This window comes from Psychromonas algicola, from assembly GCF_004378355.1.
Classification (GTDB): domain Bacteria; phylum Pseudomonadota; class Gammaproteobacteria; order Enterobacterales; family Psychromonadaceae; genus Psychromonas.
Map to the genome: position 1 here is coordinate 1 of NZ_SNUB01000034.1, position 12,337 is coordinate 12,337.

Below are 12,337 nucleotides of genomic sequence, written 5' to 3' on the forward strand. Positions count from 1 at the left end.
GAATACCCTTTGTAAAAGCTTTTTCGTATTAAATCTAATTTTGCTTTTTTTGGTGGGGTATTTGGGGGGATATAAGCTTTAAAAAAATATTGAAGGTATTTATGTGTTTGTAAATAAGAGAGCTCCCAGCCTCTAAGCTTATTAAGCCTAAAGGGAGGGATAAGGTGTTCTTTTTTTACCCAATTCATTAATGTCTTTTTAGAATACTTCGCAATTTCAGCAACTTCATCGATAGAGACATGATGATTCATATTAAGTTACTTACTAGAAAGGCATTCTAACCATTCGGTAATATCACTTAAGCTCCATCCTACCGCTCTAATCCCTAACTCTTTAGATTTTGGAAAAATTCCCTTTTTAATATAACGATAAATAGTTGCTTTAGATAACCCAGTTAACGCAACGACTTCTTTTAAACGAATGATTTTAAGCTCTGTTTGATGTTCCATAAATACTCCTGATCCCATGTGAATTGATTTGAGAAGTACTATGCAATTTTGAACTTTTGAAAAAGGGGGGGAATATTATTTTTTTTCTAACTTTTGTAATTTATTTAACTGATACTGAGCTTTTATGTCTTTTCTTTCTTCTCTTGATTTCTTGCTATGATTCTCCATTATATCAATTAATTCATTTATTTTATGCAACCAGCCTTTGGTATAGGCTTTAGTCGATAATAGATGCTTGTCTTCTACTGGGTTTGATTCCCATGTCATTGTTGCACTATATTTTTCTGTGATTTTACCTACTTTCTCTATGGAAGGAGCAAACTTCATAACGATTAAACTCGCTAAATGATAAGAAACACTAACTAAATCTTTTTCATCTTGCGAAACAGGATCTTTAGTAGATGGAATTAAATTATCCCACCCTTCAAAAATTAATCTAATAGGATGAGAAAGCATGGCATATTCATCTAAATAACGGAGGCTCATCTTTAATTCTTTAATATCAATACTTAAAGCTTCTGCCGCACCTTTCTTCCCATGAAAGGTAACACAAACAGCCCACCGAAAAAGACAATCAGCCAGCGACAATCTAGGACGACCTCTTGTTTCAGCAGGAAAAGCATCATCAATCAATTTTAAATTTTCTTCTCTAAATTTAAGCGAGTTTGGTGCTTCTCCTAAATGAATTTCTAAAAGTCTCATCGCTTCACTAGAGCTTAAAAACGCTTTTATTTTTTCATTTTCATTTCTTGGTAAAGGGTTATATAAGCCAATTGGATAAGTAAAAAAGTCACTAAATTCATTCATATTAAGAATTTTTTGTTTTGTTTCTTTATGCTCATAAGCATTTGGCGCTATTTTTTTAAATTTATTGTAATCCATCAATTCACCTTCAAATATCTAAGCTTATAATCACAGGGATTTTTCAAACTTCAAGCTTAAGACTTAAACTATTTTTAAGTTCTTAAAAGTGGTTATTTCTGGCTTTTGATATTTTGCTTCTTCAATGAAATTGCTCCACCACTCCATAATGGGACGTCTTTGCTTTAAATAATCATGATGGTTATATGCTCGACTCACTTCGTTACCAATTTTATGTGATAAACAAACTTCTATCATTTCACGCTCAAACCCTTGAGCGTTTAAGATAGTTGAAGCGGTCGCACGCATACCATGTGCAGTTAATATATCTTTATAGCCCATACGTCTTAATACTGCGCCAGTGCTATCTGGGTGAGCTGGTTTATTTTTATTTCGGTCGCTTGGGAATAGATACGGGCTATTCCCACTAATAGAATGTATTTCATCAAGTAATCGCAACATTTGAGGCGTTAAAGGGACTTTAAAAGTTGTTTTATTGTTTTTTTCAGCTTTTTCCTTTTCTCTCTGTGTCATTTTCATTCTAGAAATAGGGATCACCCATAATTTATTTTCTAGATCTATCTCTTCCCATTTTGCACCAGATGCGGTCGCGGTTCTGGTTATTGTATGAAGTGTCCATTCTACACATAAGCGTGTTGTCACTTTCAATCTCGCGTTAGATAGCTTATGCATTAGCTCTTGTACTTCTTCTGGAGAGCTTAAATAAGGATTATGTTTTTTAGTAGGTTTATGGAATACCTTATTAATACCCGATAATGGATTAGCGTAAATCATGCCTGAGTTATTGGCATAAATCATAACCTCATTTAAACGGTGGCATAACCTTTTAACGGTCTCTAACGATCCTTTCTTTTCAATTGGTTTTAAAATTTCAATCGCTAAAGGTGCAGTAATATCTGAAATGGGAATATTTTTTAAAGTAGGAAAGATGTGTAATTCAAAAGAACGCCATATATCATTAATAGTCCCTTCTTTTATTTCTTTCTTTTTTAATTCTATCCATTCACTAGCAACATAATAAAAAGTATTAATATGCTTTTTTTCATATTCTTGTTTTTCATTTTCTATATTTTTCTTTGGGTCAATCCCTTTCGCTAATAACTCTTGAATTTCATCTCGTTTTTTTCTCGCTACAACTAAGGTTAATGATGGATATGTACCAAGAGTTAAACGATCTTGTTTTTGGGTCATTGGGTTTTTATATCTAAGTCGCCATGATTTAGTACCATTAGGCATAATACGGACTTGTAACCCTCCACCATCGGCAAGTGTATATTCCTTCTCTTTTGCCTTCGCTGTTTTTATTTTTATGTCTGTAAGCGGTGTAACGGTTCTAGCCATTATTTTAACTCCATTGACCCAATGATTTAGCCCAATTATAGATTGGGTCAATCGTTGGGTCAATAAACCTTAAGACTATGTGATTTCACTTGATTCACTACGACACACCAAAACACAGGCAAGACGCTACATATAAAGGGGCTTGGTAGATTTTAGGCGAAAAAAAGACGTCCTGAGACGTCTTTTTTAAGGTAGGTGGTGGAGATGGGGGGAGTCGAACCCCCGTCCGAAAAACCTACATCCTCGGTACTACATGCTTAGTCAGTTATTTGGTTAACTCGTTGATCTCCAACTGACAGGATATCAAAAAGCGAGTCCGATACTATTTCGCGGTTCACCCTCGAACAAGGTTCCCTCGCTATCCGATGTAAATGACCTTCCGAATCCCTACCCATTGGAAAAGCGCGGGTGGAAGGCTAGCTAGCCTAAGCTGCTAGAGAGTAGTTAGAGTCGTTTGCAACTATAACGTTGGCGGCTTTTTACGAGGCCAACCGCCACCTCGGCATGCACCTTGGGTTTCAAGAATCTCGTCGAGTCCTAAATCATCCCCACAGTGGTTAGTGATAAATCACCAACATTTCAAGTCTAACAAAGCTAAGTGATGCAAGATAGCATTATCTTGCATATTGTTTGTTAACTGCTTGATTATCGAACGCTGTGCTTCATCATGCGTTCTTTTTGTACTTGCCATTCACGATCTTTAACATCGTGGCGTTTGTCATGATCTTGTTTACCTTTTGCTAATGCAAAAGAGATCTTAACCCACGCATGTTTCCAATATAAAGAAATTGGAATAATGGAATAACCTTGACGCTCTACTTTCCCGACTAAGTTATCTAACTCGCGTCTTTTAAGAAGCAGTTTACGATAACGTAACGGGTCACAAACAACGTGTGACGAAGCGGCAATTAACGGTGGAATAGACGAATTTAATAAAAACGCTTCCCCGTTCTTTAAGAAGATATAACTATCCGCAATATTCGCTTTCCCTGCACGTAAGGATTTTACTTCCCAACCTTGCAGTTCGATTCCTGCTTCAAAGCGTTCTTCTAAATGATACTCATGAGAAGCACGTTTATTACGCGCTATCGTATTGTCATTACTTTTTGTTTTTGAATTTTTTTTAGCCATAGGCTGCATTATAAAGTTTGTTTTTTTAAATGGCTATTTGATTTGGTGAAAAGTCGCTCATTTACAAGCATTTTTCTCATTTTATCAGCAAATTTAGTCTGTTTTTTTTCAGTTAGCGGAATGCATCGTGTAAGATGCTATTTTTCGGACGAGGTAAACTATGGCAGAAGTATCACGAAGTGCATTATTGATGTACAGCGCAGAAGAAATGTATCAATTAGTGAATGATGTGAATGCTTACCCTGAGTTTTTACCAGGCTGTAGTGAAACCGCTGTTTTAGTTGATGAAATTAACTTGATGAAAGCGTCGGTTAAAGTGGCTAAAGCAGGTATTAGCCAAACTTTTGTAACAGAAAATACCCTAGTACCCAACCAATCTATTACGATGAATTTAATTGAAGGCCCGTTTAAACATTTAACTGGTGGCTGGACGTTTACCGCATTAGATGAACAAGCTTGTAAAGTAAGCTTAGATCTACAATTTGAATTCAGTAGCTCCATTGTTGAATTAGCGTTTGGTCGTGTATTTCATGAATTAGTGGGTTCGATGGTGAAGTCTTTTTCAAATCGCGCTAAAACCGTTTATGGTATTCGCTAGTATTTTTTTGTTTCTTAACAACTTTGTTTTAGCTTTATTTATTAACAATGGCAACACGGAATCATAATGAGTGAATTAATTGAATCTAATCTAGAAAATGAAAATGATCAGCACACAAGTGACGATCAACTCATTAATATAGAAGTAGTGTACGGTTTGCCGCACAAACAAAAACTATTGGCTTTAAAAGTACCAACTGGCACCACCATTGAAAGTGCGATTATTCTATCAGGCATAACACAATACTTCCCAGAAATCGTGCCAAGTGAAGCGGTTGTTGGTATTTTTAGTAAACCCCATAAACTTGAAGATACGCTAGCTCAAGGCGACCGTGTTGAGATTTACAGACCTTTAACCGCTGACCCTAAAGAAATGCGTAAATTACGTGCAGAGAAAGCCAAACAAAATAATAAATAACACCTCCTTTCTTTGCTTTATTCAATGAGTACACATAAAAAAGCGGCCTTTACTTCAATAGTAAAGGCCGCTTTTTTGTTTAACGCTGAAAGTTAAACGTTAGAATTCATGGCTGTATTGTACAGCGGCTAAAATCGCATCCGCGTGTGTTGTGCCTGTAATTGTAGAAACTCCATCAGTTTCTTCATAAACAGCAACATCTCGACCTAATAAATAAGTGAAACCAAAATCAATGTTTGATTTTTCAGATAATAGATAAGTGAAACCTGCTGAAAACCAGTGACGATCTGAATCAGGCACTGAAATTGAAGTCACTTCATCCTGTGCACTTTGGTCATACATATAACCAGTACGTAATGTCCAAGTATCATTTAAATAATATGTTCCGCCCAGTGAAAAGTGGAAAGCATCTTTCCATTCATACTCACTTATCGTGCCATAGGTTTCTGACTCCAAGGTGTCAAAAGAAGACCAACCAATCCATTGCACACTATAATGCACTGCATATTGTGTATTCTTGATACGGTGGTAGCCTGAGAACTCTGCCATATCTGGTAAGTTTAAATACAAAGTATCGTTACTTTCCGTTTCCAATGCATAAGATGAATTAATTTTAGACACTTCTCCTGTTGCTTCTAGCTGTGGGCTGTAATGATAAGACAACCCAAAGCGATTATTTTCATCTAGTTCAAATACAGCCCCTAAATTAAAACCAACAGCAGTACCTGAAACATCTGCATCTAAAGCGAGTACAGAAGTAGATGCACCGCTAGTTAAAACAGAACTTACATTTTCACTTAATGATCTTTCTAATTCTCCGGTACCATAAATAATATCTAAACCACCACCGACACTCCATTGCTGGTCAATACGATATGAAGCAACTAAACCAAGGTTAAGGCTTTTAATATCGGTTAAGCCGCCGTATTCATCAGCTTCAAATGAATCATCAAAATCAGTTCTTGTCCCAAAATTAGTATATAAATCAATACCAACAGCTACTTTTTCATTTAATGGTACAATTAAATAGAAATTAGGCGCATAAGAAGTACCACCTGCATCATCATAATTTGAACTAGCAGAAGCTACCGAGTAAGTCGCATCAGACACTGAAATATCAGTTTTTAACACATTCAAACCAAAAGACATGGCAGTTTTATCAAACAAAGCCATGCCAGCTGCGTTACGCGACATCACAGAAGCATTGTCAGCAATAACAGCATCACCTGCAAATGCACGACCTAAACCGGTAGCTGATTGTGCATTTAACTGAAAACCAGCTGCACTCACCTGACATGCGGTAATTGAAAAAGCACCAACGAGTAATGCTTTTTTAGAAAAGGGTAATTGTTGTATTTGCATGTAATATTCCTGACATATGTAGCGCAATCGCGCTGTAACCTAAAATTAACGAAAGGATGATAATTCAGAAACATTATTGTCATCTACTTATGCACCAAAAGCGTGACCGAGTGCAAAGACTTGTGGCTGTTTTGGTTAAATTTAGAGCGATTGAATTTGATGTAATGATTTTTTCAACAAAAAAATAAAGCAAAACCACGCCAAAAAAATAGAGCTAAAACTCTAAATAAATCAATTGATTACCTGATAAATACGCTTCATCCATCGCACTTAATTTATTGTAACGAATCAAATGACGTAATCCTTTTATGTAAGCTTCCCCTCTTTCAGAATATTTAAGTAAAGTGCCCGCTAATAATAATCCTGATAATGGCTTCTTTTGTTTAATTTGGGTTGCACGTAAATCACGTAAACTTTGATAAGCGGAAGTGGTATTGATATTCAACATATAACCTTCCACAGAAGCTAAGGGACTTTTAAAGCGCGCAATCCCATAGTTACCTAACTCTTTACGTTGCTGTTTGGGTTTGATCCCATTACCACTGAAATCCCATTGGCCAAAGAAAGCATTCCCTTCTAGAGTAAAGCGTGAACTTCCCCAGCCACTTTCCTCTGCCGCTTGTGCTAAGGCTAATGATGGCGGAATAATATTAACTCGCTTTAACAAGGTATCTTTATTCGCTTGAGTAAGTGTGTCGACAGTCTCTTTGATAACGCGATACTTAAGTGCAATGGCAACCAGCTCTGGCGAATCTAACGCACTTGTTTTTACGACTTCACGTTCATGTAATATTTTTTCATTGGCCGCTAAAATCAAAGGCAACATTAAGCGGAAAAATACACTCTTTTTATTTTCTACTGGGATTTTTTCAATTTGCTCATTTAATTGTTTAGTAAAGCCTGAAAAAGTTAAACGTGGAACTTCTTGCAGCCCTTCTTCCCAATCATCAAAGGTATAATCGTAAGGAGTTAAAACCGTTTTTAATTTTTCTAAATTTTTTACTTTTATTACGGTCGGGTTTTTCATGAGATCATTAACAGGCACCGTTGTTGTGTCCTGTTCTTCTGAGCAAGCCATTAAAAAAAGTGAAAAACTAAGTGGTATTAACAATTTTGTAGTCATAAAAATTCCGAGAATAAGCCGATTAAGCACATTATTGTAGCTAGTTTTTGATATTACGCATGAGATTATTGTTGAGAGGGTAAAATGAATAAAGTGAAATGAGCGATTAAACAGCGCATCAATAGAAGTGAATACGCTGTTTTATTGACTATATTTAGATCACACCAAATATTTTTAATAGATGGATAACAGGAAGCATTAACATGCAAACCAGTGCAAACCATAACAACCACCCAACAAAACCTTTTTGAGTCATTGTTCTAAGAATGCCTGAGCCATGTATTTTTCCTACATAAACCAACAATAAGTATTGAACTAACATCACCGCGATAATAGCAACCAAGGGTTGATGTCCAAGCCCCATGCCAATAATGGCAGCTGGCGTTGTTAATACTGACAAATACGCAACCACGATAATGATTAAAAATTCTTTAATTTTAAAGCCAGTTAAAGACTCAAGAATCGAATCAACTTGATCCTCATTCTTATTTTCCATGTATACCTCTTACTGTTAGATAATGTTAAACGTTTATCACGTCTTAATAGATTTGCTAATAATACCTTTTTTCAAAACAAATACATGCATCATAATCAATGAAGTGTTAAAAAATTTATCGACTTCTCTTTCACTATTTAAAAATACAAATATAAAAAGGCCAAAATTCCATTTTAAAAAATGAATAGACTGAAATAGGTTTATAAAAAATCTGTTCATCATTTAAGCTAATTTAATTTTAATATTGTATTTAGATTGTTATTTAATCAATTGAAAGCTTATTTGCCTGAATACACCAAATAAGACTTGCAATGTAATGTGATCTCTATATCATTCGCCGCACTTAAACGGACGCGAGATGGAGCAGTCTGGTAGCTCGTCGGGCTCATAACCCGAAGGTCGTAGGTTCAAATCCTGCTCTCGCAACCAATTCTTATTTAAGTGTTTTAGAAAGAAAAGCTCATCGGGCTCAGCTCTCTATAAACAATGGCGAAGGTCGTAGATTAAAATACTGCAATCGAAACCAATCTTATTTAAGTGTTTTAGAAAGAAAAGCTCATCGAGCTCAGCTCTCTATAAACAATGGCGAAGGTCGTAGGTTAGAATACTGCAATCGAAACCAATTCTTATTTAAGTGTTTTAGAAAGAAAAGCTCATCGGGCTCAGCTCTCTATAAACAATGGCGAAGGTCGTAGGTTAAAATACTGCAATCGAAACCAGTCTTATTTAAGTGTTTTAGAAAGAAAAGCTCATCGAGCTCAGCTCTCTATAAACAATGGCGAAGGTCGTAGGTTAGAATACTGCAATCAAAACCAATCTTATTTAAGTGTTTTAGAAAGAAAAGCTCATCGAGCTCAGCTCTCTATAAACATAAGAATGGTTATAAATTTAAGTAACAAAGATTTAAGAAAGATAAATCCGGACGCGAGATGGAGCAGTCTGGTAGCTCGTCGGGCTCATAACCCGAAGGTCGTAGGTTCAAATCCTGCTCTCGCAACCAATTTATACGCTTAAATTTTTAAAGAAAAAGATACACAATTCCGGACGCGAGATGGAGCAGTCTGGTAGCTCGTCGGGCTCATAACCCGAAGGTCGTAGGTTCAAATCCTGCTCTCGCAACCAACTTCTAATTCCTTTAGAAGTTTAAATATCTATAAAAATTAAAATTTCTAATCGTAATAGCCTCTGTAAGATCATAAAGTTAATGTTCAAATAAAAGAATATAACAATTCCGATCGCGAGATGGTTCAGTCTGGCAGCTCATCGGGCTCAACTCTCTATAAACACTGGCGAAAGCCGAAAATTCAAATCCCGCTCTCGCCACCAACTTTAAGCTAATCAGCTTAACCAACTTAATCAATTTCCCTAATACAAAATTGCATTTCTAAAGAGTAATTGATCAGTCTGATAGCTCGTCGGTCTCAGCTCTTTGTAAACAATGGCGAAGATCGTAGGTTTACAAGTTTAAATTCCGCTCTCGCAACCAATTTTGAAATGTTTTAAGAAAAGAAAGCTCATCGGGCTCAACTCTCTGTAAACAATGGCGAAAGCCGAAAATTCAAATCCAGCTCTCGCAACCAATTTCTAATATCTTTAGAAGATAAAAATCCCCATAAAATTAAGAAATAAAAATACAGACTTAAGATAAAGCACTCAGGTAGCTCGTCGGTCTCAGCTCTCTATAAACACTGGCGAAGGTCGTAGGTTCACAAGTTTAAATTCCGCTCTCACAAGCAATTTTAAGCTAATCAGCTTAATCAATTCCCCTAATACAAAACGGCATTTCTAAAGAGTAATTGATCAGTCAGATAGCTCGTCGGTCTCAGCTATTTATAAACAATGGCGAAGACCATAGATTCAAATCCAGCTCTCGCAACCAATTTTAAGCTAATCAGCTTAATCAATTTCCCTAATACAAAACAGCATTTCTAAAGAGTAATTGATCAGTTTGCTAGCTCGTCGAGCTCAACTCTCTGTAAACAATGGTGAAGGTCGCAAACTCAAATCCTATTATCAAAACCATCTCTTATTTTTTAGAAAATAAAAATATCGACATTATGGTTCAAGTCATTTTATTTTTTGCTTCGTAGCATTGGTATTTTTAGGCCAGCTTCAGATGAGTCGATTAATATTCGAAGTCTCTTTAATCGTGTTTCTTCTCTCTTTGCACTCATTACCCACCAAATTGAATCTCTTTTGTAAGACGGAGCTAGATTATTTAAAAATAACCAAGCAGTGTCATTTTCTTTGACTTTGTCTTCGTATTCTTTAGAAAATGGCACATTCCTACTTTCAGAAGAATACCCTTCTTTATCTGTTCTGCTATTAAACAGGTGAAGACCAGCAGGCCTCATTTTCCCAGTCGATATAAGCTCTCTCACTTTTTTTACATTCACGGCACTCCATACACTTGATATGTTACGCGGTGTAAAACGAATTTTATAACAGTCTTCATCAATGGTTTTTCGTATCCCATCAACCCACCCGAAACAAAGAGCGACATCAACAGACTCTGACCACGTAAAAGTTGCCTTTCCTGTTCCTTTTTTGAAATAACCTAACCAAATTTCATTAAGGCCATTATTAATTTCTAGCCAATCACTAAACTCTTCTTGGTTATTAAAAAAAATAACATCTGACATTAAATGCACCTCCTGTACTTAATTATTAAGGGTTAACCATCATCACTCTTTGATTGATCCAGAGAGTGATGAAGCGTTATTTAGCTATCTTGCAGCTCTAGCCACTCTAAGATGATTTGATTAGTCTCATTCGGTTTTTCTTGCTGGATCCAATGCCCACAATCAAGCGTGGTTACTTCTGCGTTAGGCACAAAATCTGTCAGCCTTTCGAATGGGGGAATAACATCCTGAGCACCATGAATCATCAGTGTTGGCTGCTGGATAATTGGGTTAACTTCCGCTAATAGGTGCCAGTTTCGGTCAAGATTTCTATACCAATTTATACTGCCTGTAAAACCTGTTGACTCAAAGGCACTCACAAAAACGGCTAGCTCGTTGTCACTCATTATAGGGTCTCCGAGCGGCACTTCCTCTTTTGCAAGATTAATCATCGCCATACCTGGTTTAGGTGGCATCATAGGCACATTCTTACGATATATATTACGAAGAAATTGTGCTGTATTTTCTTTTAAAATGGCATCTGCAACGCCTGGCTGGCGATTAAAGTGAACAAAATAAAAATCCTCACCAAATATTGCTTCCATCATTTCTATCCATGGCATCTCGCCACGCTCTTGATAAGGTAACGCTAAATTAATCACTTTATTAACGCGTTCAGGGTGTAATAACGTTAGCCCCCAAACCACCATTGCTCCCCAATCATGCCCAATAAATGTCGCATTTTTATATCCATAATGATCAAGTAGTGCAACGAGATCACTTGATAAGTTTTCAATATCGTAAGCAGTTACTTCAGCTGGCTGTGATGACTTTCCATATCCACGTTGATTAGGCACGATAACATGATATCCCGCCGCAACAAGAGCTGGTATTTGATGACGCCAAGTAAAAGCATGCTCCGGCCAACCATGACAAAGCACGATAGGGTTACCAACATTCTCTTGGCCAGCTTCAAAAACTTCGAGTTCAATCCCGTTGACTGCGATAAGCGTCGATTTAGGGAAATTAATTGTATTAGGCATTGTAGTTCCTTATTTAGAGTTTGTAGGTGATTGCAAATCTCTTTATTGACATTCACAACCGTTATATTAATACTCAACAGTGACAGATTCTGTCACCATTCTATGGAATACTTACAAAATGAATGTTCGCCGCCGACATGACACAATAATGCGTACCCTTCGCCGTAATGGCACTTCAACTGTTGCCAAGTTAGCGGAAGAAGTGGGAGTATCCAAACGCACAGTATTAAGGGACATTAGCGAACTTCGCGATGAAGGTTTTATTATTCACTCAGAGCCCGGTCGAGGAGGTGGACTTCAAATTGACTCTCAATCAATGCAAAGCACTTCTCGATTATCTGTGATCGAAGTTTTTGCGCTTATTATTAGTGTTGCCTCTATGCGTGCGGCTAAAAGCTTACCTTTTTCAGAATTAGCTAATGCTGGACTCGCCAAAATAGAAAAATCTTTAGCATCGGATAAGATGCGTGATTTACGTAGGTTATTAGATTGTTTGTATATAGGAGAGCTTTCACCGCTGGTCAACATATCAGACATGGGAATAATGGAGCCCTCATTACTAGGAGCATTCGAAACCGCTTTTCTTCAACGGCAGTTATTGAGTTTTCAATATAGTGATGCGAAAGGAGTAAGAACCAACCGAACTATTGAACCCCAAGCGATGCTGATCTTACCGCCATTGTGGTATTTAGTTGCATGGGATCCTGAACGTGATGATTTTCGACACTTTCGAATGGATAGAATAAGCGAGCCAGAATACGTCCAAGGCACAACATTTCAAAGGCGATATGTACCATTTGATGATCATGTTTCTCCTTATCCTGTACGTGACTTTTCGCGCTAGTCTTTATTCCATTTAAAATGTTAATGGATC

At 36.8% G+C, this 12,337-nt stretch carries 13 protein-coding genes, 3 tRNA genes and 1 other RNA gene; 6 read left to right on the forward strand and 11 right to left on the reverse strand.

Features of this window, described 5'->3' with window-relative positions; all coding sequences use genetic code 11:
* From E2R67_RS16795 to smpB, 6 genes are all read right to left on the reverse strand, one after another.
* A partial coding sequence (locus E2R67_RS16795; RefSeq protein ID WP_208379540.1) for a MerR family transcriptional regulator occupies positions 1-251 on the reverse strand: 251 nt, incomplete at its 3' end.
* A gap of 6 nt (positions 252-257) precedes the next feature.
* Positions 258-449 (reverse strand): helix-turn-helix transcriptional regulator, encoded by a 192-nt coding sequence (locus E2R67_RS14055; protein ID WP_134291589.1) that lies wholly within the window; start codon positions 447-449, stop codon positions 258-260.
* A gap of 75 nt (positions 450-524) precedes the next feature.
* Entirely contained in the window at positions 525-1,331 is an 807-nt protein-coding gene (locus tag E2R67_RS14060; RefSeq protein ID WP_134291590.1) for a hypothetical protein, read from the reverse strand.
* A gap of 63 nt (positions 1,332-1,394) precedes the next feature.
* Positions 1,395-2,672 carry a tyrosine-type recombinase/integrase gene (locus E2R67_RS14065; RefSeq protein WP_134291591.1) on the reverse strand — a complete coding sequence of 426 codons (1,278 nt, stop codon included), beginning with the start codon at positions 2,670-2,672 and terminating at the stop codon, positions 1,395-1,397.
* A 196-nt stretch (positions 2,673-2,868) separates the two neighbouring features.
* Positions 2,869-3,222, reverse strand: a transfer-messenger RNA (tmRNA) gene (gene ssrA, locus E2R67_RS14070).
* 95 nt (positions 3,223-3,317) lie between these two features.
* Positions 3,318-3,803, reverse strand: coding sequence for an SsrA-binding protein SmpB (smpB, locus tag E2R67_RS14075; RefSeq protein WP_134291592.1), 486 nt, complete (start codon positions 3,801-3,803; stop codon positions 3,318-3,320).
* Positions 3,804-3,963: 160 nt separating this feature from the next.
* Between smpB and E2R67_RS14080 the strand changes: the two genes are divergently transcribed.
* Both E2R67_RS14080 and E2R67_RS14085 read left to right on the forward strand, forming a co-directional pair.
* The gene (locus E2R67_RS14080; protein WP_134291593.1) at positions 3,964-4,401 is read left to right on the forward strand and encodes an SRPBCC family protein; all 438 of its coding nucleotides are present in this window, start codon (positions 3,964-3,966) and stop codon (positions 4,399-4,401) included.
* A 66-nt stretch (positions 4,402-4,467) separates the two neighbouring features.
* Positions 4,468-4,818, forward strand: a complete 351-nt coding sequence (locus tag E2R67_RS14085; protein WP_134291594.1) for an RnfH family protein — start codon at positions 4,468-4,470, stop codon at positions 4,816-4,818.
* A 99-nt stretch (positions 4,819-4,917) separates the two neighbouring features.
* Here E2R67_RS14085 and E2R67_RS14090 read toward each other — a convergent pair whose 3' ends face one another.
* The 3 genes from E2R67_RS14090 to E2R67_RS14100 all read right to left on the reverse strand — a co-directional run bounded on the left by E2R67_RS14090 (position 4,918) and on the right by E2R67_RS14100 (position 7,799).
* Complete coding sequence (locus E2R67_RS14090) at positions 4,918-6,180, reverse strand: outer membrane protein transport protein (protein ID WP_134291595.1); 1,263 nt, start codon at positions 6,178-6,180, stop codon at positions 4,918-4,920.
* A 214-nt stretch (positions 6,181-6,394) separates the two neighbouring features.
* Positions 6,395-7,303 carry a glucosaminidase domain-containing protein gene (locus E2R67_RS14095; RefSeq protein WP_134291596.1) on the reverse strand — a complete coding sequence of 303 codons (909 nt, stop codon included), beginning with the start codon at positions 7,301-7,303 and terminating at the stop codon, positions 6,395-6,397.
* Positions 7,304-7,457: 154 nt separating this feature from the next.
* Entirely contained in the window at positions 7,458-7,799 is a 342-nt protein-coding gene (locus E2R67_RS14100) for a hypothetical protein (protein ID WP_134291597.1), read from the reverse strand.
* A gap of 352 nt (positions 7,800-8,151) precedes the next feature.
* On the opposite strand from E2R67_RS14100, the gene E2R67_RS14105 reads away from it, so the two are divergent.
* From E2R67_RS14105 to E2R67_RS14115, 3 genes are all read left to right on the forward strand, one after another.
* Positions 8,152-8,228 (forward strand) — tRNA-Met (locus E2R67_RS14105).
* Positions 8,229-8,722: 494 nt separating this feature from the next.
* Positions 8,723-8,799: transfer RNA gene (locus E2R67_RS14110), tRNA-Met, on the forward strand.
* Between the two features lie 45 nt (positions 8,800-8,844).
* Positions 8,845-8,921, forward strand: a tRNA-Met gene (locus tag E2R67_RS14115).
* 950 nt (positions 8,922-9,871) lie between these two features.
* Here E2R67_RS14115 and E2R67_RS14120 read toward each other — a convergent pair.
* Both E2R67_RS14120 and E2R67_RS14125 read right to left on the reverse strand, forming a co-directional pair.
* Positions 9,872-10,441: a YdeI/OmpD-associated family protein gene (locus E2R67_RS14120; RefSeq protein ID WP_134291598.1), complete on the reverse strand. Its 570-nt coding sequence runs from the start codon at positions 10,439-10,441 to the stop codon at positions 9,872-9,874.
* 80 nt (positions 10,442-10,521) lie between these two features.
* Entirely contained in the window at positions 10,522-11,463 is a 942-nt protein-coding gene (locus E2R67_RS14125; RefSeq protein WP_134291599.1) for an alpha/beta fold hydrolase, read from the reverse strand.
* Between the two features lie 118 nt (positions 11,464-11,581).
* Here E2R67_RS14125 and E2R67_RS14130 point away from each other — a divergent pair, with 118 nt between their 5' ends.
* Positions 11,582-12,307, forward strand: a complete 726-nt coding sequence (locus E2R67_RS14130; protein WP_134291600.1) for a helix-turn-helix transcriptional regulator — start codon at positions 11,582-11,584, stop codon at positions 12,305-12,307.
* Positions 12,308-12,337 lie beyond the last annotated feature (30 nt).